This is a genomic window from Paenibacillus sp. Y301, from assembly GCF_059445505.1.
Window position 1 is genome coordinate 295,175 of record NZ_JCAIUL010000002.1, and the last position, 20,557, is coordinate 315,731.

Genomic DNA, 20,557 nt, shown 5'->3' on the forward strand with positions numbered 1-20,557 from the left:
TAATATTTAACAATTTCGGCTAAGAGCAATTATTATAAATCAAGACGGAGGTATATCCGACAATGATAACCAATAAGCAACACACTAGCGATCCGTGGCAAACTTACTATGGTCCCAATCTTGGTTATGTGCAGGAACAATATGAACGGTATCTAAGCAATCCTACATCGGTAGATCAGACTTTCCAACATTTATTTAGCTTATGGGGAGCACCACCTATGGAAGCGGATGAAGAGACAACTCCTAAAGCTCCAACGGAACGGATTTCTTGGGATAGAAATCTCTTGAAGAAAGGCGTAGATGCCGGGAAACTTGTGTGGAATATTCGTGCTTATGGTCATTTAGAGGCGGATATCGATCCACTTGGCATACGTCCTGCTTCCGATACAACACTGCTTCAACCGGAGCGGTACAATTTGACAAAAGAAGATTTAAAAGCGTTTCCATCTTCCTTAATTTGGAACAGCGCTCCTGAGAATGTTTCTACAGGGTGGGACGCTATTTTACGACTACGTGAATTATATACAGGCACGATAGCTTATGAATTTAGCCACGTCCATGAAGAGGAAGAACGGATTTGGCTTAATCACCAAGCGGAATCTCCATCCAGTGGATTAACCTTAGATGAACGTACAACACTGCTAGAAAGACTACATCAAGTAGAACAATTCGAAGAGTTTCTTCATCGTACATTTGTAGGACAGAAACGCTTCTCCATTGAGGGGAATGATGTTCTTGTTCCGATGCTAGATGAAATGCTGAGCTATATGATGGATAGTGGTGCGGAACATATATTGATGGGAATGGCGCATCGAGGAAGATTGAATGTCTTAGCGCATGTGCTAGGTAAGCCATATCAGAATATTTTTTCCGAATTTCATCATTCACCTAACAAAAAGCTAATTCCTTCTGAAGGTTCGACTGGCATTAACTATGGTTGGACGGGTGACGTTAAATACCACTTAGGTGCCAAACGTTTATTAAAAGAAGGTAATAAACTCGAAGCTAGAATTACATTAGCTAACAATCCGAGCCATTTAGAATTTGTAAATCCAGTTGTAGAAGGATATGCTCGTGCGGCTCAGGAAGATCGGGGACAACCCGGGTATCCACTACAGGATGTAAATAAAGCTGCAACGGTCCTCATCCATGGGGATGCTGCGTTCCCTGGAGAAGGAATTGTTGCAGAAACGTTGAACTTCACCAAGTTGCCAGGTTATCAGAATGGTGGAACCATTCATATCATTGTGAATAACAATCTAGGTTTCACAACAGAGAGCAAAGACTCACGCTCTACCCATTATGCAAGTGATTTAGCAAAAGGGTACGAGATTCCTATTGTTCACGTGAATGCAGATGATCCTGAAGCTTGTATTGCGGCTATACGTATGGCGAGTGAATATCGTAATCGCTTCAAGAAAGACTTCCTCATTGACCTTGTAGGCTATCGCAGATACGGTCACAATGAAACGGATGATCCAGACACCACTCAACCGTTGATATATCAGAAAGTTAGAGCTCATGCACGTGTAAGTAATATATACGCTGCCAAGCTCTCCAAAGAAGGTTGGATTACAGAGCAACAGTCTGAACAACTCAAGCAAGGTGTAATGAACCGCTTGAAGGATGCTTATGATTTAATGAAACGAAATGATGTACAGAATGCGGCCCAGCAGAGTATTGCTGTCATGGTCCCTGAAGCGGCACAACCAGTATCCACGTCAGTATCATTAGATAAATTGCAAGAGATTAATGTGAATCTTCTGAAACGTCCTAAAGGATTCAACGTGTATCCCAAATTACAGCGTATCCTTGAACGCCGGCAAGGTGCCTTAAATGCAGGAGAGAAAGTCGATTGGGGACTTGCAGAGACGTTAGCCTTCGCAACGATATTAAGTGATGGTAAACCGATTCGAATTAGTGGGCAGGACGTAGAGCGGGCAACGTTTGCGCATCGCAATCTAGTTCTGCATGATTCTGAGTCAGGTGCTACGTATTGTCCATTGCATGAATTACCGCAAGCGAAGGCATCGTTTGCTATTCATAATAGTCCCTTGTCGGAAGCTTCGGTATTAGGATTTGAGTATGGATATAACGTATTTTCACCTGAGACGCTTGTGATCTGGGAAGCACAATATGGTGATTTCTCTAACTGTGCACAAGTGATTATGGATCAGTTCATCTCGGCTGGGCGTTCTAAATGGACACAGAATTCAAGCTTAATTATGTTGCTTCCCCATGGCTATGAAGGGCAAGGACCAGAACACTCTAGTGCTCGATTAGAACGTTTTCTACAATTGGCTGGAGATGACAACTGGACGGTTGCTAATCTAACTAGTGCATCACAGTATTTCCACTTGTTGCGTCGTCAGGCTGCTCTGACAGAGACAGAAGAAGCGAGACCACTCGTTATCATGTCTCCAAAGAGTTTAATACGTAATCCAAGAGTCGCTTCTTCTAGAACTGAATTCAGTGAAGGATCATTCAGACGAATCATGGAACAGGTTGGTTTAGGAGAGAATCCTGACAAAGTAGAACGATTATTATTATGTACTGGGAAAATTGCAGTTGAACTAGAAGAAGCGTTAGATAATGAAGAAGATAAGCGTCCGGAATGGTTGCACATTGCACGTGTAGAACAGCTGTATCCTTTCCCTGAGAGCGAATTAAAGGAGATATTAGGTCGACTAACGAATCTTAAAGAAATCTTCTGGGTTCAGGAAGAACCTAAAAATATGGGAGCATGGCGTTATATTGATCCACATATTCGTGCTGTTGCACCGGCTGGCGTATCCGTAACGTATAACGGTCGTCCTGAACGTTCAAGTACGGCTAGTGGCTACCAGAAAGTGCATACTTTTGAACAACAACAGATTATTTCAGTGGCACTTCGTTTAGAAGATTCAAATAAATAGGTTAACTAATTTAGTATTTCCATGAGGAGGTAGGAGACTTGAATAATATTACAGTACCCGCAATGGGGGAATCCATTACCGAAGGAACGATTTATAAATGGCATGTGAAGGAAGGGGACTCCGTTAACCTCGGGGATGTTCTTCTTGAACTGGAGACGGATAAAGTGAACCTAGAGATTAGTGCCGAACTGGACGGGATGTTAGATAAAGTGCTCAGGCAAGAAGGCGATACAGTTCAGATTGGAGAGGTTATCGGTGTAATTCAATCCGGTGGAAAAGCTGTGAATGTTGGAGGTAATCCTGCTAAGGAGGCGAACGTGGACGATCATAAGCAGCCAGCTGCTCAACAGAAGTCTGCTGCAGTGGCAACGGCTACACGAGATGAGCAACCTTCAGCATCTGAAAGTGCATCCTTCCTAGCCGCTTCACCTTCAGCACGTAAATTAGCTCGTGAACGTGGAATTGATCTAGAACAAGTACAAGATCGAGACACGAAGGGTCGGATTTATCAAGAAAATGTACGTAATCATTCAGATGCACCCCAAGAACAAGCGAAGTCTTCCTCTGATAGACAAGATATAGCTAGTAAGGTAAGTGCTCCTGCACAGTCTGCTCCAGCGGCGACCATCAAACAGAATGTGGTTGATAATCCCGCTAAGCCGACAGTACGCGAACGAATGTCACGACGTCGTGCAACCATTGCGAAACGTCTAGTTGAAGCTCAAAGAACGGCTGCGATGTTAACAACATTTAATGAAGTAGATATGACAGCGATTCTTGATATTCGGAAGAGACGTAAGCAAGCTTTTCAAGAGAAACATGATGTGGGTCTAGGGTTCATGTCATTCTTTACAAAGGCAGTTGTAGGTGCATTGAAGGAATATCCTCTACTTAATGCTGAGATTGATGGAGAAGATATTCTTGTTAAGAAGTACTATGACATTGGAATAGCCGTGTCAGCGAAAGAAGGATTGGTTGTTCCGGTTGTCCGTGATGCTGATCGGTTAGGGTTTGCAGAGATTGAAAGACAAATCGGTGATTTAGCAGGAAAAGCACGGAATAATTCATTGACTATCTCGGAACTACAAGGGGGTACTTTTACCATAACTAATGGGGGAGTATTTGGATCTTTATTGTCTACACCGATTCTTAACACCCCTCAGGTAGGTATTCTAGGTATGCACAAAATTCAGCTGCGTCCAATCGCCATTGATCAGGAGAGAATGGAGAATCGTCCGATGATGTATATCGCACTCTCTTATGATCATCGTATCGTTGATGGTAGTGAAGCTGTTCGTTTCTTAGTCGCTGTAAAAGAAATGCTAGAAGATCCAGAAAAGTTATTACTTGAAGGGTAATTTATTTCAAGGGTACATTACAAGCAGGCCATCCTTGGTCTGCTTGTTTTATAATGTGAACTACTTGTGTTACGATGAGTAGAGAAACCATGAAGTGTTAATATTGGACTATAAGGAGTGTCATATATGGATACAACTGTTAAAGAATGGGATGTTGAAGAAGTTCAAGAGAAGATAGCTAATGGTGAAAAAATTGAGATTATTGATGTTCGTGAAGATGATGAGTGGGAGTCAGGACATATCGCAGAAGCAAGACATATTCCTCTCGGAACGTTATCTGAACGTTATCAAGAACTTGATCCCAACCAAGTAACCGTTATGGTATGCCGGAGTGGTGCTCGCAGTGCTAGAGCTTGTCAATTCCTCACTGGACTGGGTTATGAAGTGGTAAATATGGCAGGCGGTATGCTTGATTGGGAAGGTCCAGTATCTGAAGGTAAGTAATGATGATGAATGATAAGAAATAGCGTGTCTCATAAGCCAGAAGAGACATCAAAAGGGACTACCCTCATTGGGTAGCCCCTTCTTTATATTTTGGTGCACATAACTATAGCTTAGTTGGGTGCTTACAGTGGTTAGTATGATTAGATGGATAAAGGTAAAGTGAAGGATGTAGTTGATGCGTTCATTCTTTCAAGTTTACGTATAATTTCTTTTTGCCATTTGTGATCTTTTACTTTGATTGCAAAGTTTAACAGGTCCAAATAGTCATCAATTTGCAAAGAGGCATGATGTGCCGTTACAGTGTTCATATGTTCGACTCCTTTTGTCCAAGTGGATTCGAACATTATTGTATCATATTTTTATTCTAATTGATAACGTTTCTCAAATAAAATGTAATTAGCATTTATTTTAAAGTATCTAATGCACGGATTTTGTGATGAATATTAACTCTTTGAAGTTGTAGATCCCATACTTTCTCGGTTAAACGTAATTGTTCCTTGTTATCCTTAGATAGTTCAATTCTTTCGAACAGTTCAAGAAGTTCAGCATTGATGGCATTGAATTTTTCTCGTAATTCGTTTTCTTCGTCATGTAGAATAAAAGATTGGATAGTGTCCTTCTTATTACATGTGAGTTCTGCGATAATCTCTTCCTGCCAGGATAGATCTCCGATTTGCTTAGCGTAATTCAGAAGATCCAGATAATCATCTGTCTGCGACGAAGTATGTATGTTTGGAGTTATTTTCATGATTACTAATCTCCTTTATGTAAGTTATACCAAGTATTATACTAGGTTTAATCAGTAAATCAAGTGACATGTCATTTTTTTGATTCATTCAATGTTAAAGTACCCAATCTAACCCTATCCAACAGGATAAGGATAGATTGGGTACTTGTTTACTGATATTGAATGTATTAGCTATCCTTTATTGAGTGGGAACCTCTTTGAAAGGATGAAGGAATGTCTTTGGAATGTCTGTTTTAAAGGTCATGATCTCCCCTGTAGTGGGGTGTTCAAAAGCTAGAATTTGTGCGTGAAGACCAAGTCGCCCAAGGTTTCTTGTTTTCGCTCCATATTTCTTGTCACCCGCGATCGGGTGACCAATATCCTCCATATGAACCCGAATCTGATTCTTCCGTCCGGTTTCAAGATTAACTTCAAGCAGCGAGAAGTAGCTACTAGTTTGTACTGTTTTATAGTGTGTAATCGCGAGTTGACCGTCATTGACGTGGGAACTGGAATACATCTTTAATGTGCTACTTTCCTTAAGCCACGATTTAATTGTTCCTTCGGTTTTCTTTATTTTCCCTTCAACCAATGCGATATAGGTACGCTCCTTGACCATATCCTGCCATGAGTTCTGGAGTGTCTTTTTCACTTCCTCATTCTTTGCGAACATCATAACTCCCGATGTATCACGATCAAGACGATGCACGACAAATATGCGGTTTTGTGGGTTCTTTTCTCTCACATGTGCTGTTAACTGACGATAAGCGGTTAGCTCATCTTCTTGGGCAGCAGCGACGGATAATAGCCCAGCTTCCTTATATACCACAATAATATCGTCATCTTCGTGCATGATACGAAGCCCAATAAGGGGAACTTCTTCTACGATTTTATCTTTAGAGACAGTTACCGTGTTCCCTACTTGAAGTGGAAAATTATATGCAGTTACCGCTTGGCCATTGACCGATATTTGTCCGCGCGCTAGCATGGATTTCACAGAGTTCCGCCCAACATTGCCTAATGTGCTTAATAAAAATACCAGCAGCTCTGAGTTCTCTTTAACTGTATATTGTTTACTATTAGAAGCATTATCACGATGTGTTAAGTTCGATTTAGTTTTGTTTTTATTATAAGATTGATGCTTACCTTGCCCTGAACGTTGTTTATTCTTCATTTCATGAATTCTCCATCCTCATGTGATTTACTGTCCAATAATACCATGAGTCATGGTGCAATGCTATGAAAGTGAAAGCCCAGCATTCAACTTGGGTTGCTGAATCAACCAAAGCCCAGTAAACTTATATAATAGAAGATTTGTTATTTAACAGTCTCGAAGGACGAAGTAGTTAGTAAGGAGTTATTAATGATGATAATGGAACCTATGACATTGGATCGAGCGCAGAGTTATCTGCAGAAATATTATGGTTATTCCGATTTCCGGGAAGGTCAAAAAAATATTGTATCTAGTGTGCTGAATAGTAGAGATACACTTGGAATCATGCCGACAGGTGGAGGGAAGTCCATCTGTTATCAGATACCGGCGTTGATGCTTCCAGGACTTACACTTGTTGTTTCACCATTGATCTCTTTAATGAAGGATCAGGTAGATGCGCTTACGACAGCGGGAATCGCTGCCGCTTTCATTAATAGTACACTTAGTGGAAAAGAAGTGAATGAACGAATACGAGCTGCTGCACAGGGTGATCTAAAGTTACTCTATGTAGCTCCCGAACGCTTAGAGTTGGATTGGTTCCGTGAACAAATGGCTCAACTCCCCATTTCCTGTGTTGCTGTAGATGAAGCGCACTGTGTCTCGCAATGGGGGCATGATTTTCGGACAAGTTATCTTTCAGTGGCTCCATTCGTTAAAACTCTCTCAGAACGTCCTATTATAGCGGCATTCACTGCAACGGCTACACCAGAAGTGATGGACGATATTGTGAAGTTATTACGTCTTGAAGATCCACAGGTGTTTGTTACAGGATTAGGTCGAGATAATCTAGCTATGTCCGTGCTACGTGGTGAGAACAAGCGAGAGTTCGTTATGACGTATACAAGAGAACATGCTCATGAGACAGGTATTATCTATTGCGCGACAAGGAAAGACGTAGATCAACTATACGAGAGACTCCAAAGTTCGGGTATTGCTGCGGGGCGTTATCACGCAGGGATGAGTGATGCAGAACGAGCAACAAGCCAAGAAGGGTTTCTGTATGATGATATCCACGTGATCGTAGCGACCAATGCATTCGGGATGGGAATCGATAAATCGAATGTCCGTTATGTCATCCACTACAGTATGCCGAAGAATATGGAGGCATACGTACAGGAAGCCGGTCGTGCAGGGCGAGATGGTGAACCAAGTCAATGTATCCTACTGTTTAGTGGGCAGGATATCATGACTCAGAAGTTCCTAATTGAGCAGAACCAGCAAGATGATGAACGGAAACATAATGATTACCGAAAGTTACAACAGATGTTGGATTACAGTTATACGAATCGTTGCTTGCGGAATGCGATGTTAGATTATTTTGGGGAGGCTCATGAAGGTCATCCATGTGGTACTTGTAGTTCCTGTACGGATGAGAGGGAACTTGTGGATATGACCATTGATGCCCAAAAAATATTTTCTTGCATTCATCGGATGCGTGAGAGGTTCGGTGTGTCGATGGTGGCGTCCGTGCTCAAAGGATCTCGTAACAAGAAAGTATTACAGTATGGGTTTGAAAGTCTGTCCACGTATGGAGCTATGTCGAATCGGACAGAAAAGGAAATCTCAGAAGTGATCAATGTGATGGCTTCAGATGGGTATTTGGCGCTTTCTGAAGGGCAATATCCCGTATTGAAACTTCAACCTTTGGCTGCAGATGTTCTAAAAGGACAACGACAGGTGATGCAACGTGTCGCGCGTCCAACTCGAACTAGCGGGACAGGCACAGGTGGCTATAGCAGAACAAGGGATCGGGATCATTCTCCCTCTGCAGTTAACGAGACGGTATTTGAACAATTGCGGCTTGTTCGGCGCGAGCTTGCAGGTAAGGAACGTGTGCCGTCTTACATTATTTTCAATGATGCAACATTGCGTGAGATGAGCGTGGTATGCCCACAAACAGAAGCAGAAATACTGAAGATTAAAGGTGTCGGGGAAGTGAAATTCCGTAAATATGGTAAGCCATTCCTGGATTTCTTTCAGAACCAGACTCAAGATGGAATTATAGATGATTATGAATAGAAGAAAGTTGTGTGAATGATGAAAGTTGTACTGTCTACCTTAAATGCTAAATATATTCATACGTCGCTTGCGATTCGGTTATTAAAGGCATATAGCGAGAAGGAATTCGATATTGAACTTGCTGAATATACCATCAAAGACCCTGTGATGAATATCGTATCGGATCTATTTCAGAAGAAACCTGATGTCATTGGATTCTCCTGTTACATTTGGAATATTGAAGAGACGATTAAAGTCATCGATATTGTTAAACAAGTTATGCCAGAGGTAACGATTGTGATGGGCGGACCTGAAGTGTCCTATGATGTACAGCATTGGATGGAGCGCATTCAGAATGTGGATCATATCGTCATGGGTGACGGAGAAGAGACATTTCATCACCTCTTGCAAACCATCGAGGGGGATCGAAAGTTCCATTTCGTGTATGGCGCAACTTATCGCAAAGGCGACGAGATTATTATCAATCCCGGACGTCCGAAGACAGATCTAGATACGCTACCAACACCGTATCGATTTGCCGAGGATATTCCAGATTTGAGCAAACGTATCGTATATTTTGAGACAAGTAGAGGTTGTCCATTTAACTGTCAATTTTGTCTATCCAGTATTGAAGTAGGTGTACGTTATTTCGATATTGAACGGGTGAAGTCAGATATTCTTTACTTAATCGAGCATGGTGCGAAGATTATCAAATTCTTAGATCGAACATTTAATATTAATCGTAACTATGCAATGGAAATGTTTGAATTTATTATTGAGAATCATCGTGGTTGCGTGTTTCAATTCGAGATTACCGCTGATATTATGCGACCTGAGGTATTAATGTATTTAGCTGAGAATGCACCTCCAGGTATATTCCGTTTCGAGATTGGCGTACAATCTACGAATGATATTACGAATGAACTTGTTAAGCGTCGTCAGAATTTCACGAAGCTATCTCGTACCGTTAATACAATCAAAGCCAGCGGTAACATTGATCAGCATCTTGACCTTATTGCTGGATTGCCTGATGAGGATTATGATACATTCCGTACGACGTTTAATGATGTATTCGCGATGGAACCCGAAGAACTGCAACTTGGATTTCTCAAAATGTTGCGAGGAACTGGACTACGCAATGACGCTGACAAATATGAGTATAAGTATATGGAATACGCACCTTATGAAATATTAAGCAGTAATAAACTCTCATTTGCTGACATTATTCATTTGAAGCGACTTGAGGATGTACTTGAGAAGTTCTGGAATTCTCATCGTATGGATCATACTTTGAAGTATCTTATGAAAAATGAATTTGACTCTCCATTTGATTTCTTCCAAGACTTCGGCGATTATTGGGAAGGACAAGGCTGGCAGAAGATAGGTCATCAACTAGAGGATCTGTTCCTACGTCTTCATAAGTTCCTTGAGTTCCGAGGTGTACGACGGATGGACGTTATATTAGGTTTGATGAAACTTGATTATTTCTTGAATCATAAATATAAACCACGCACCATCTGGTGGGATGAACGATTAACGAAAGATAAGTGGTCGATATATTTGAAATCGCTCGTAGAGCACCCAGAGCTTGTATCTCCTGAGTTTGAAGCACTTCAGTTAGACGAACGCGCATTGCAGAAACATGCTGTAATGGATGTGCTCCCATTCGATCTGGATCAGTTATTGGATTCGAATGAAGAAGGTACGGTATCAGATCAAAGCGATCAACAGACGCTATTGATTGTTCTGTATCAACAAGATGAGAGTCAGCGTCCTTATTGGTATACGTTAAAGTTAGAACCATCAACATCAGTTTAGGTACGCACAACTGAAATAACAATGGATAACGAACAAGGCTACCTAGTCCACGATGGACTAGGTAGCCTTGTTGCATGTTGTCATTTATGTGTGTCGCTCCAACCAATTCAGCAGATCAGCTGTAACTTCATCACGGTTAATTTCATTCAACATTTCATGTCTTCCACCAGAATACAGTTGACACTCTACGTCGGATATCCCCAAATCGAGGTACTTTTGATATAGACGCGTGACGCCTTTTCCATAAGAACCAACAGGGTCCTGAGATCCTGAGAATAAATAGATAGGTTTATCCTTCGGAATTTTATGATAATTACTTGGTTTCTGGATGTCATGTAACAATGCGAAGAAATCACGAAAGAATCCAGCTGTGCAGATCTCACCACAATACGGGTCCTCGACATATCGCTTCACTTCATCTTCATCTCTAGATAACCAGTCAAATGGAGTATTTACAGGTGATATACCATGATTATATCTACCAAATATCAGTGCATTCAACATCAGACTATGATGAGGTGCTCCTTGGAGGCTTAATTGAATTTGAGCTATGGTCTTGGCTATTCGAAGGTTCGAACGGAAGCCATTTGTGCCAGATAAAATATAACCTGAATACTCATCACCGTGTTGCTCTAGTATTTGCTGAGTGAGGAATGAACCCATACTATGGCCGAGTAGATAATGCTTTAATTCAGAATACTTTTCTTTAAGTAAGGTGTGAAGTTCTAAGATGTCATTTGCCATTCCGTTAAAAGCATCTTCGCCAGGGTCTCCGAGGTCTTTCATGCTCTTGGCTGTCTTTCCATGTCCTCGTTGGTCATGGGCATACACGACATAGCCTGATTCACACAAAGCTGAAGCTACCCGCGTATAGCGGTCTGCAGTTTCAGCCATCCCATGAACAATCTGAATGACGCCTCTTAAAGGAATCGAATCCTCGGGAAGCCATTCATATATATAAAGAGACATCCCTTGCTGGTTTAATAACGTAAATGAACGCTTTTTCAACAAACGTCACCCCTTACAGTGTCTATCAAAACGTAACCCAAGCTATAAAACTATGGAAGATAAGAGCGTAAAACAGTAGCACTTCCTTCAAGTTCATAATCAAGTAGATTAGCAGGTAATAGGAAGCATTGTCCCGCTTTATAGTCTATCGCTCCGCCGTCCCATTTCAGGATCCCTTGGCCTTCGCAAATGACAAGAATAGTAAAGCTTGCAGGTGTCGTGCTTAGTGACCAGTTACCCGAAACTATACCTTTCTCAACGATAAAGTAGGGAGACTTAGCTAGTTCCAACCATTCTCCTGGCGTTGCATGATTGGTCTTCATGGTAGAGGCACCAGAACCCTCATAAGCAATAACATTCAATGAATCTTCAATATGTAAATCACGTGGTTTGCCATCCAATCCTGGACGGTTATAGTCATACAGACGGTAGGTCGTGTCCGAATTCTGTTGGATCTCAGCTACAACGACACCTGCGCATAAAGCATGAACTGTACCCGATGGAATATAGAACGTATCTCCTGCTTCAACAGGTACTTCTCGTAAACAATCTGTAATGTTTCCGCTAGTTAGAGCTTGTTGTAGACTTTCACGTGTCACGCCATCATTCAAACCATATATAATTTTGGAACCAGGTTTAGCATCAAGCACGTACCACATTTCAGTTTTACCCAATTCACCCTCTGGTAACCCGTTATAATCATCTTTAGGGTGAACTTGTACAGATAAGTCATCATTACAATCAAGAAGTTTAATAAGTAGTGGGAAACGTCCATTAACCTCAGAGAATCCCTTACTTCCAAACCAATCCTTACCTAATTGCTCGCGAATTTGATCCAGTCCAAGGCCAGCAAGTTCACCGTTCATCACAGTGGTAGTGCCATTCGGATGATCAGCAATCATCCAACCTTCTCCAATATGCCCTTCGGGAATATCTAATCCGAATTCTTCTAGAGCTCGCCCACCCCACACACGTTCTTTAAATTCAGGTTGAAATTGCAATGGATAAGGTTTTATCATAATCAGCCATCCTCTCGAGTTAAACTATATGATTTGAACTAACTTGTTTCCATATTAATACTTCTATTAAAAAAGTACCAGTTGGAGTTATCTTTCGTTAGTATCATATACTTGTGTACTATTTCTTTTCTAAAGCAATAGTAAAAGGCGCATCGGAGCGCTGTAGTTGCTGATAGATAATGGACTGTGCCAAGGATTGTGGGATTTGTGAAGCCCATTCCTTAACAGCTACCGATTCTGTATCCCCACCTGGATGACCAGGGTATAACACGATGGTTATAATGCCACCAGGGCGGAGAAGTTCAAGGCCACGCTGAAGTGCATCTATAGTACTATCGGTCATCGTAATAATCTCTTTATTAGAAGCGCTTGACGGTAAGTATCCAAGATTGAACATGATGGCGGCTACTTTACCATGATGATTCGACGAAATAGCATCCTTCATCAAAGCATGACTCTGAAGCAGGAGCGTAACGGGTGAGATAGCTGGCAGCACATGTTGATCTATTCTTGTTTGAGTAAGATGAATAGCTTCTTCTTGAATGTCGAACCCGTATACATGTCCCTTAGGACCTGTTACCTTGGCTAAGAATAGCGTGTCTGTACCTGTTCCTATTGTCGCATCAATGGCAACATCTCCAAGCTGCACCCGTTCGGAGACTAACTTGTGAGCAAAGCTGAGAACCGAGAGAAAACCCATGTTATTTCCCCCTCCAATATTTGCCTTGCCAAGTATCGCGTGCCTTAAGCTCAGCATCGAAGGCATTCAATACTTCCCACTTCTTAAGGCTCCACGTAGGACCAATTAATAGATCTCTTGGAGCATCCCCTGTAAGTCGATGAACGATCATCTCAGGAGGTAGCATTTCTAAGGTGTCAACGATGAGATTGACATATTCATCTTTCTCTAAGAAACGGAGTAGACCTGCCTCGTATTGTTTCACCATGGGTGTCTTACGCATCAGATGCAATAAGTGGATCTTAATACCTTGGACATCCATATTCGCAACGGCCCTACCCGTTTCTAGCATCATTTCGTGAGTCTCTTGTGGGAGGCCGTAGATAATGTGTGTACATACTCGTATATTGTGTTTTCGTAGCTTAGCCACAGCTTCTTCATAACATGCTGTATCATGTGCTCTATTGATGAGTTCAGAGGTAGAGTCATGGATCGTCTGTAAGCCCATTTCTACCCACAGATAAGTACGCTCATTTAATTCAGCTAGATATTCAATGACGTCATCCGGCAGACAGTCTGGCCGAGTTGCAATCGATAATCCTACAACGCCAGGCTGTTCTAAAATAACTTCAAAGTATTCTCTTAACTCCTCAACAGGCGCATACGTATTCGTATAAGCTTGAAAGTAACCAATATATTTGGCGTTAGGCCATTTCAGATGTTGCTTATCCCGAATCGTATTGAATTGTGTAACAAGATCAAGACGTCTACTTCCTGCAAAATCCCCTGAACCTCTGGCGCTACAGAAAGTACAACCTCCTTTTGCGATCGAACCATCGCGGTTGGGACAAGTGAACCCAGCATCGAGCATAACTTTGAATACTTTATCATTAAAGTGATGATGCATTTCGTAATTCCATGTATGAAATCTTTTATCTCCCCAAAGCATGGGGGTAGTCAAATTTGATTGATTCATGAAGTGCTCCTTTTATATAATCCTTGGATAAGACATACAGCAACTATTATAACAAAAAGACGGGTAAAAGTAATGTGAGGGCATTGAAAACAGGCTGAAATAAGACAATAATATCATTGAAATATCTTACATAATATGTTAATATTATCTTGTGCGTCAGACTCGATTTGAGAGGATATTTCATATTAGAATTCATATTTTAAGGCGTCATGGAACATACTAATACCGTGAGGTGATTTGCATGAATTCAACGGCTCATCTTAATGAAGAGAACATGATTGCAGTAGACTTGACTCCTGATGAAGCGCTTGCATTAACAGGGGTAGAATTTAACGGCAATCATGAAGTAAAGGCAGCAGCTAGAAGAAAAATTCGTAACGCTTTTGAGAAAAGGTTCGACATTCAAAAAGATCATTCGACAGACTCCTAAATCGTAAATTTGTTGGACTCTAATTCTAAATATATAAGTTAAGGAATTCTGTGCTATACCTCTATAATATGGGGAACAGAATTCTTTTTTCTTTGCATAATCATAAGAAGATACACGAAAGGCTCTTTACATTTGTTAAGAACTTCGGCACAATATTGCAATAGTGATGATTTTCGGGAATGATCTCTTGATATGAGTCCATATAGAAATGAAAGCGGAGGGTTTTAGCATGCGTTTACGTGGTAGAAAAGGCATAAGAGAAAGTCTAGAGGAGCAGAAGGAGCTAGTTATTCTGAATCCTAAGGATTATAAAGGGAAATGGTCATCCTTATTTGGTAATGATCATCCTATCCATGTTGAGTTTGGAATGGGCAAAGGACAATTTATTAGCCAAATGAGTTTTAACAACCCAGACATTAACTTCATTGGGATTGATATGTACGATGAGTTAATTCGACGCGCAAGTGAGAAAGCACTGAATGTGTGGTCTGAACAGCAAGTTGATCTTCCACCAAATCTACGATTGGCATTTGCAAACGTGGAATATGCGGATGAAGTATTTGAAGTAGATGAATTAGAACGTGTATACCTAAATTTCAGTGATCCATGGCCAAAAGCGAAACATGCAAGACGTCGCCTGACACATCCACGGTTCCTTGAGAAGTATGTATCTCTTCTAAATTCTAATGGGGAGATTCATCTTAAGACAGATTCGCAGACATTGTTTGAGTTCTCACTGAACTCTTTTGCTGATTATGGCTTGCAGATGAATAATATATCTCTTGATCTCCATCGTGAAGGCATTCAGGAATGGAATGTTATGACGGAGTATGAATCCAAGTTCGTAGATCGAGGTATGCATATCAATCGTTGTGAAGTCATGGTTGGAGAACAATCATTACAGCGGTATAATGCAGAACGTCTAAAGAAATACCGTCTTCAAGAGAATAAACCATCCACCGTGGTAGAGGGTATCTAATCAAATATTAAATAAGGTGTCCTCCTAGGAGGACACCTTATTTAGTTCAAACATCTCTATAATGCTTTGGGCACTTTGCATCGGGTGGTACTGGGCAATGTCCATCAGATGTTTCTCTCTTTGTTGGATGATATCATCGTAGTTATGTATCAACTTATTCATCCACTTCTCGAGGACGACGGTAGAAGTAATAGGCTCACCCAATCCCTGTGAAGTGAAGTATTGGCAATTCTCTTCCTCTTGACCCGGTAAAGGGTGATGGAAGAGCATCGGAATACCCTTAGATAATCCTTCAGAGCAAGTCATGCCCCCGGGTTTCGTAACCAGTACATCGGATATTTCCATGAGTTGATCAATCTCTTTTATAAAGCCAAGTACATGAATGTTGGGATGGTTATATTTAGAACTATACTCCATTTTGAGACGGACTTTATCATTGCTACCTAGACAAAATATAATTTGAATATGATCGCTCCACTGCACAAGATAGTCATTTACGATCTCATCGTTTATGATCCCCCATCCTCCCGCCATGACTAATACAGTAGGCATATCTTTTATATGAAATCTTTCTCTAATAGTAGCTTTGCTAGGATGCTCCCAGAAGTTAGGGTGTATAGGGATTCCAGTAACTTGAATTTTAGACAATGGCACACCACGTTCGATTAACTTGTATTTCACTTCAGGTGTGGAGACAAGGAAACGATCGACTTCTGAGCTGATCCATGTGCCGTGAGCATCATAATCTGTGATGACCGTACATAAGGGGACGTCTACCCCAAGTCGCTTAAGTCGAGAAATGACGGCATTTGGAATAGGGTGTGTACATACAATAACGTCTGGGCGGAGCTGATTTACGACATTTTTCGTATGTGTATAAAAAATACGGTGTAGGGCTAAAGTCGTAAGACGATTGAGTGACTTTTTATATTGATGTCTATACATCATGCCCACTAAGCGGGGTTGTGAAACAATCGTTTTTTTGTATGCTGTTATAATTAAAGGAGCAACTCTAGGATTTAAAAAGCTGCCCAGTTCGAGAACTTTCGTCTGAATATTTGGTGACAGTTTGCGCAAACTGCTGGAGAGTGCATACGCAGCTTGAGTATGCCCTGCACCAAAGCCTTCTGACAATAATAAAACTCTTTTTTTAATCAATTTACTATCACCTATTCCTGCAGGGTTTTCCATATAAATAACCATATCTACTTTAAGCCCATATTGCAACAGTCACCGAGGCAACGGATGTACCAATAACAGCGCCTGCTAATACATCTGAAGGGTAATGAAGTCCAAGATATATTCTAGAGAAACCAACAATAAGACTAATGCTGAGAAATAGCGTGAATAGAGCTGGAACTGCAAATATAAAAGGGATCGCTACAGCGAATGATGCTGTTGTATGACCTGATGGAAATGAATGATCACTAAGTGGATTACGGAATGTGTTTGTCTCTGGAAAAGCAAGATAAGGTCTAATTCGCGGATATCGTTTCTTCGCGATAGCGACGGGAATATGACTAACCGCGAGTGCGATAGCGGCTTGTGCACCAGCGATACTCCAGGGAAGTGAAGCAAATGCCCAAGTTAATATGCTGATACTAATAGTGAATGTTGCTCCTCCTAGGAATGTTAGATAATATAGCCAAAAATTCAAGAAACGATTATGAAGTTGACCGTTGATCCAATGAAATAACCGATGATCCAATATTTGAAACTTAGAGATAAGTTGTTTCATCATAATCCTCTCCTATGACCTTAACGTCTTAAGGTATTCGCTGTTAGCTTTTAGTATCATTTTTTTGTGTCTATCATATTCATGTTATCATATTTTTAATTTCTTTTATTTTCAAGGGAAAGCTGTAATAGGACCTTAGTCTTTTGACTTGATCCTATTTACAACGTACAATGATTCAGATACAAACGAACTGTTTATAAATTATCAATAAAGTATGTCAACTTTTCCATTACTTACTACGTCTGTTTATATAGGAACAACTGTTTCACACGAATGCTAAAATTATGAAAAAGGGGGATAGAGAAATAAATTTTTAGCAAATGGATGAAAATAAGAACTAATCCCTCAAGAGGATGAGATAGAAACCACATAGCATCGCTAAATAACGGTTCTTATCTTGTTTTTGAATCAGGAACCTCTTTAGTCATTTTGACAAAGGATTCAAAAACATACATTATTGTTAAGGTACTACAAACGAATTGTTTAAAAAGGGTCATTAAGGTCAAAAACAGAGACAGAGAAAATTAGAGAAACAAAGCAAGAAAGAACGAAACAAATTTTAAGTAATGTAGGGTTAAAAAGGGGGTTTGAGAGAAACATGATAGACGTTATTTTCGTCGCGATGCAGATCGTATTGGCTGTGGTCGCTGTGTACCAATTCGTGTTCTCTTTATTTGGTTTGTATAGGAAAAAGAAAAAAGAGCATTTTCCAACAACCAAATCATTCGCTGTCTTAGTTGCAGCACATAATGAAGAGCAGGTCGTTGGGGCTCTGATGGAGAATTTGAAACAACTTGATTATCCGGAAGAACTGTATGATGTCTTTGTGATTTGCGATAACTGTACGGATCGCACTGCAGATATCGTTCGTGAGCATGGCATGCATGCTTGTGTACGCACAAACCCGAATCTTCGGGGCAAAGGCTACGCTATTGAATGGATGTTGAAGGAACTTTGGAATATGCCTCGTCAATATGATGCTGTTGTTATGTTTGATGCGGATAATTTGGCAGCACCTAACTTCCTTAGTGAAATGAACGATGACTTATCTGGTGGAGCACGTGTTATTCAAGGTTATATTGATACGAAGAATCCAGAAGATTCATGGATTACTGCGGCATACGGAATTTCGTATTGGTACATTAATCGTCTGTGGCAGTTATCTCGGCACAACATGAATATGGCTAACTTTTTAGGTGGCACAGGAATGTGTTTTGAAACAAAGCTGTTGAAAGAAATGGGTTGGGGAGCTACAAGTTTGGTTGAGGATCTTGAGTTTACAATGCGCAGCGTCAAAAACGGCGTATATCCTAAATTTAATTACGATGCCAAAGTCTTTGATGAGAAACCACTTACTTTCAAAGCTTCATCAAGACAGCGTCTTCGTTGGATGCAAGGTCACTTTACAGTGGCACGTAGATACTTTTTCCCACTACTATGGCAAAGTATTAAGGAAAGAAGCCTTGTTAAATTTGACTTAGCTTTGTATGGAGCGAACGTATACATCGTACTCCTTACGTTCCTGATGACAGCTACAATGTGGGTAGATATTGCTTTCTTCGGTGGACCGAACATTGTTAATATTTATGGGTATTTACCATTCTGGTTAAGTTTTGTTGCCGTAGCAGCTAATATCCTTACTTTTATTATAGCTATGGTATTAGAGAAGATAACCTATAAAAAAGTATATCAATATATTATTTTGTTTCCGATCTATCTATTGTCTTGGTACCCAATAACGTTCTACGCGTTCTTTACACAGAACAATAAACAGTGGAGCCATACAGAACATACACGAGTGGTTCGAATGGAAGAGGTCGTACAGAGCAAACAAGTATAAGAAATTGATTGACATTGCTAGCAGTCACATGATATACTCTTCTAGTATGTTAAAAGAATATTTGGATTTAAGCAGAAGCACCGGCTTCTCACCTGACCAATGCAAGATTATTGGCTGGTATTGATCCAATTGATTTGTGAATGAAGACTTCATGATTAATTGATCAATAGGGATGCTGGTAGATTGAGCCAGCATCCCTTTATTTGTTGGAAAGATTGAGAAATGAATCAATTTGGAGGTGGACGGTTATCAGTAAGGAACATATGATCAATGACGAAATTCGGGCCAAAGAGGTCCGGTTGGTGGGTGCAGAAGGAGAGCAAATCGGGATTACTCCGATTCGTGAGGCGCTGCAGATGGCAACGGATCTTAATCTCGATTTGGTAAATGTAGCGCCTCAGGCGAAACCGCCGGTGTGCCGCATCATGGATTACGGCAAGTTCCGCTATGAACAGCAGAAGAAAGACAAAGAAGCTCGTAAGAACCAGAAGATCGTGGATACCAAAGAAGTATGGTTCAGAGCTAACATTGACGAACATGATTACCAGACTAAACTTCGTAATGTTGTTAAATTCCTAAAAGAAGGCGACAAAGTTAAATGCTCTGTGCGTTTCCGTGGACGTGAAATTGCACATGCAAGCATTGGACAGAAGATTCTGGAACGTGTGAAAGAAGAAGTAGCTGAGCACTCCAGTGTTGAGCGTTTTCCGAAGCTTGAAGGTCGCAGTATGATTATGATATTGGCTCCTAAAGCTCAATAATCCCGAGGAGGAACTATAATGCCTAAAATGAAAACACATAGCAGTCTTAAAGGCCGCTTTAAAATTACCGGAACAGGTAAAGTAATGCGCTATAAAGCGTTCAAAAACCATCTTTTGTCTCATAAATCCAAACGTCAAAAACGTGTGCTTGGCACAAACCCTACAATGGCACCAGGGGACGTTAAGCGTTTGAAGCAAGGTCTATCTAACTTGAAGTAATTAACAACATTTATTGGGAGGTTTACTAATATGGCAAGAGTAAAAGGCGGATTTGTCGTTCGTCGTAGACATAAGAAAGTATTGAAACTCGCTAAAGGTTATTTTGGATCTAAACACCGCATTTTTAAAACTGCAAACGAACAAGTGATGAAATCACTAGTTTATGCATACCGTGACCGTCGTCAGACTAAACGTAACTTCCGTAGATTATGGATTGTTCGTATTAATGCTGCTGCACGTATGAACGGATTGTCTTACAACAAATTGATGCACGGCTTGAAATTAGCTGGCGTTGATATTAACCGTAAGATGCTTGCTGATTTGGCTGTACATGATATCACTGCATTTAATTCTATTGCATCTGTTGCAAAAGAAAAAATTAATGCTTAAAAAAGTATTGTACTAATAAAAAAACCGCTAGCATATGGCGGTTTT

General features: G+C 40.7%; 20 protein-coding genes. 11 read left to right on the forward strand and 9 right to left on the reverse strand.

What is annotated here, in order from left to right; all coding sequences use genetic code 11:
• Nucleotides 1-62: 62 nt before the first annotated feature.
• The 3 genes from AC1D69_RS04870 (at nt 63) to AC1D69_RS04880 (ending at nt 4,717) form a co-directional block, all read left to right on the forward strand.
• Nucleotides 63-2,915, forward strand: coding sequence for a 2-oxoglutarate dehydrogenase E1 component (locus tag AC1D69_RS04870; protein ID WP_495455024.1), 2,853 nt, complete (start codon nt 63-65; stop codon nt 2,913-2,915).
• Between the two features lie 38 nt (nt 2,916-2,953).
• Nucleotides 2,954-4,273, forward strand: coding sequence for a 2-oxoglutarate dehydrogenase complex dihydrolipoyllysine-residue succinyltransferase (odhB, locus tag AC1D69_RS04875; RefSeq protein ID WP_495455025.1), 1,320 nt, complete (start codon nt 2,954-2,956; stop codon nt 4,271-4,273).
• A 126-nt stretch (nt 4,274-4,399) separates the two neighbouring features.
• Entirely contained in the window at nt 4,400-4,717 is a 318-nt protein-coding gene (locus AC1D69_RS04880) for a rhodanese-like domain-containing protein (RefSeq protein ID WP_495455026.1), read from the forward strand.
• Nucleotides 4,718-4,857: 140 nt separating this feature from the next.
• Here AC1D69_RS04880 and AC1D69_RS04885 read toward each other — a convergent pair whose 3' ends face one another.
• The 3 genes from AC1D69_RS04885 to AC1D69_RS04895 form a co-directional block, all read right to left on the reverse strand.
• On the reverse strand, nt 4,858-5,025 hold the full coding sequence (locus AC1D69_RS04885; RefSeq protein ID WP_495455027.1) for a hypothetical protein: 168 nt from the start codon (nt 5,023-5,025) through the stop codon (nt 4,858-4,860).
• 95 nt (nt 5,026-5,120) lie between these two features.
• The gene (locus AC1D69_RS04890) at nt 5,121-5,465 is read right to left on the reverse strand and encodes a hypothetical protein (RefSeq protein ID WP_495455028.1); all 345 of its coding nucleotides are present in this window, start codon (nt 5,463-5,465) and stop codon (nt 5,121-5,123) included.
• Nucleotides 5,466-5,643: 178 nt separating this feature from the next.
• Nucleotides 5,644-6,618, reverse strand: a complete 975-nt coding sequence (locus tag AC1D69_RS04895; protein ID WP_495455029.1) for an RluA family pseudouridine synthase — start codon at nt 6,616-6,618, stop codon at nt 5,644-5,646.
• A 192-nt stretch (nt 6,619-6,810) separates the two neighbouring features.
• Between AC1D69_RS04895 and recQ the strand changes: the two genes are divergently transcribed.
• Nucleotides 6,811-8,676, forward strand: a complete 1,866-nt coding sequence (recQ, locus tag AC1D69_RS04900) for a DNA helicase RecQ (protein ID WP_495455292.1) — start codon at nt 6,811-6,813, stop codon at nt 8,674-8,676.
• Between the two features lie 18 nt (nt 8,677-8,694).
• The gene (locus tag AC1D69_RS04905; protein ID WP_495455293.1) at nt 8,695-10,473 is read left to right on the forward strand and encodes a B12-binding domain-containing radical SAM protein; all 1,779 of its coding nucleotides are present in this window, start codon (nt 8,695-8,697) and stop codon (nt 10,471-10,473) included.
• A gap of 84 nt (nt 10,474-10,557) precedes the next feature.
• Here the strand turns inward: AC1D69_RS04905 and AC1D69_RS04910 are convergent, their stop codons facing one another.
• From AC1D69_RS04910 to mnmL, 4 genes are all read right to left on the reverse strand, one after another.
• Nucleotides 10,558-11,481: an alpha/beta fold hydrolase gene (locus AC1D69_RS04910; RefSeq protein ID WP_495455030.1), complete on the reverse strand. Its 924-nt coding sequence runs from the start codon at nt 11,479-11,481 to the stop codon at nt 10,558-10,560.
• A gap of 50 nt (nt 11,482-11,531) precedes the next feature.
• The gene (locus tag AC1D69_RS04915) at nt 11,532-12,500 is read right to left on the reverse strand and encodes a type I phosphomannose isomerase catalytic subunit (RefSeq protein WP_495455031.1); all 969 of its coding nucleotides are present in this window, start codon (nt 12,498-12,500) and stop codon (nt 11,532-11,534) included.
• A 118-nt stretch (nt 12,501-12,618) separates the two neighbouring features.
• Nucleotides 12,619-13,200 (reverse strand): tRNA 5-(aminomethyl)-2-thiouridylate-methyltransferase MnmM, encoded by a 582-nt coding sequence (mnmM, locus tag AC1D69_RS04920; protein ID WP_495455032.1) that lies wholly within the window; start codon nt 13,198-13,200, stop codon nt 12,619-12,621.
• Nucleotide 13,201: 1 nt separating this feature from the next.
• Nucleotides 13,202-14,155 (reverse strand): tRNA modification radical SAM protein MnmL/YtqA, encoded by a 954-nt coding sequence (mnmL, locus tag AC1D69_RS04925; RefSeq protein WP_495455033.1) that lies wholly within the window; start codon nt 14,153-14,155, stop codon nt 13,202-13,204.
• Between the two features lie 241 nt (nt 14,156-14,396).
• Between mnmL and AC1D69_RS04930 the strand changes: the two genes are divergently transcribed.
• Nucleotides 14,397-14,585, forward strand: a complete 189-nt coding sequence (locus AC1D69_RS04930; RefSeq protein ID WP_495455034.1) for a hypothetical protein — start codon at nt 14,397-14,399, stop codon at nt 14,583-14,585.
• Between the two features lie 229 nt (nt 14,586-14,814).
• Nucleotides 14,815-15,564 (forward strand): tRNA (guanosine(46)-N7)-methyltransferase TrmB, encoded by a 750-nt coding sequence (trmB, locus tag AC1D69_RS04935; protein ID WP_495455035.1) that lies wholly within the window; start codon nt 14,815-14,817, stop codon nt 15,562-15,564.
• A 24-nt stretch (nt 15,565-15,588) separates the two neighbouring features.
• Here trmB and AC1D69_RS04940 read toward each other — a convergent pair whose 3' ends face one another.
• Together AC1D69_RS04940 and AC1D69_RS04945 are read right to left on the reverse strand one after the other, a co-directional pair.
• Nucleotides 15,589-16,722 (reverse strand): MGDG synthase family glycosyltransferase, encoded by a 1,134-nt coding sequence (locus tag AC1D69_RS04940; RefSeq protein ID WP_495455294.1) that lies wholly within the window; start codon nt 16,720-16,722, stop codon nt 15,589-15,591.
• 52 nt (nt 16,723-16,774) lie between these two features.
• Nucleotides 16,775-17,302 carry a phosphatase PAP2 family protein gene (locus AC1D69_RS04945; RefSeq protein WP_495455295.1) on the reverse strand — a complete coding sequence of 176 codons (528 nt, stop codon included), beginning with the start codon at nt 17,300-17,302 and terminating at the stop codon, nt 16,775-16,777.
• A 598-nt stretch (nt 17,303-17,900) separates the two neighbouring features.
• On the opposite strand from AC1D69_RS04945, the gene AC1D69_RS04950 reads away from it, so the two are divergent.
• The 4 genes from AC1D69_RS04950 (at nt 17,901) to rplT (ending at nt 20,512) form a co-directional block, all read left to right on the forward strand.
• Nucleotides 17,901-19,142: a glycosyltransferase family 2 protein gene (locus tag AC1D69_RS04950; RefSeq protein ID WP_495455036.1), complete on the forward strand. Its 1,242-nt coding sequence runs from the start codon at nt 17,901-17,903 to the stop codon at nt 19,140-19,142.
• Between the two features lie 263 nt (nt 19,143-19,405).
• On the forward strand, nt 19,406-19,903 hold the full coding sequence (infC, locus tag AC1D69_RS04955) for a translation initiation factor IF-3 (protein WP_068582645.1): 498 nt from the start codon (nt 19,406-19,408) through the stop codon (nt 19,901-19,903).
• An 18-nt stretch (nt 19,904-19,921) separates the two neighbouring features.
• On the forward strand, nt 19,922-20,122 hold the full coding sequence (gene rpmI, locus AC1D69_RS04960; protein WP_068527635.1) for a 50S ribosomal protein L35: 201 nt from the start codon (nt 19,922-19,924) through the stop codon (nt 20,120-20,122).
• Nucleotides 20,123-20,152: 30 nt separating this feature from the next.
• Entirely contained in the window at nt 20,153-20,512 is a 360-nt protein-coding gene (gene rplT, locus AC1D69_RS04965) for a 50S ribosomal protein L20 (protein ID WP_495455037.1), read from the forward strand.
• Nucleotides 20,513-20,557 lie beyond the last annotated feature (45 nt).

Excerpts from the sequence above, each read along its gene's own strand:
- infC (WP_068582645.1), top strand. The coding sequence starts at position 19,406 with ATGATCAATGACGAAATTCGGGCCAAAGAGGTCCGGTTGGTGGGTGCA.
- AC1D69_RS04880 (WP_495455026.1), top strand. The coding sequence starts at position 4,400 with ATGGATACAACTGTTAAAGAATGGGATGTTGAAGAAGTTCAAGAGAAG.
- AC1D69_RS04915 (WP_495455031.1), bottom strand. The coding sequence starts at position 12,500 with ATGATAAAACCTTATCCATTGCAATTTCAACCTGAATTTAAAGAACGT.
- recQ (WP_495455292.1), top strand. The coding sequence starts at position 6,811 with ATGATAATGGAACCTATGACATTGGATCGAGCGCAGAGTTATCTGCAG.
- AC1D69_RS04945 (WP_495455295.1), bottom strand. The coding sequence starts at position 17,302 with ATGAAACAACTTATCTCTAAGTTTCAAATATTGGATCATCGGTTATTT.
- rplT (WP_495455037.1), top strand. The coding sequence starts at position 20,153 with ATGGCAAGAGTAAAAGGCGGATTTGTCGTTCGTCGTAGACATAAGAAA.
- trmB (WP_495455035.1), top strand. The coding sequence starts at position 14,815 with ATGCGTTTACGTGGTAGAAAAGGCATAAGAGAAAGTCTAGAGGAGCAG.
- rpmI (WP_068527635.1), top strand. The coding sequence starts at position 19,922 with ATGCCTAAAATGAAAACACATAGCAGTCTTAAAGGCCGCTTTAAAATT.
- mnmM (WP_495455032.1), bottom strand. The coding sequence starts at position 13,200 with ATGGGTTTTCTCTCGGTTCTCAGCTTTGCTCACAAGTTAGTCTCCGAA.
- AC1D69_RS04885 (WP_495455027.1), bottom strand. The coding sequence starts at position 5,025 with ATGAACACTGTAACGGCACATCATGCCTCTTTGCAAATTGATGACTAT.
- AC1D69_RS04895 (WP_495455029.1), bottom strand. The coding sequence starts at position 6,618 with ATGAAGAATAAACAACGTTCAGGGCAAGGTAAGCATCAATCTTATAAT.
- AC1D69_RS04930 (WP_495455034.1), top strand. The coding sequence starts at position 14,397 with ATGAATTCAACGGCTCATCTTAATGAAGAGAACATGATTGCAGTAGAC.
- AC1D69_RS04905 (WP_495455293.1), top strand. The coding sequence starts at position 8,695 with ATGAAAGTTGTACTGTCTACCTTAAATGCTAAATATATTCATACGTCG.
- mnmL (WP_495455033.1), bottom strand. The coding sequence starts at position 14,155 with ATGAATCAATCAAATTTGACTACCCCCATGCTTTGGGGAGATAAAAGA.
- AC1D69_RS04870 (WP_495455024.1), top strand. The coding sequence starts at position 63 with ATGATAACCAATAAGCAACACACTAGCGATCCGTGGCAAACTTACTAT.
- AC1D69_RS04950 (WP_495455036.1), top strand. The coding sequence starts at position 17,901 with ATGATAGACGTTATTTTCGTCGCGATGCAGATCGTATTGGCTGTGGTC.
- AC1D69_RS04890 (WP_495455028.1), bottom strand. The coding sequence starts at position 5,465 with ATGAAAATAACTCCAAACATACATACTTCGTCGCAGACAGATGATTAT.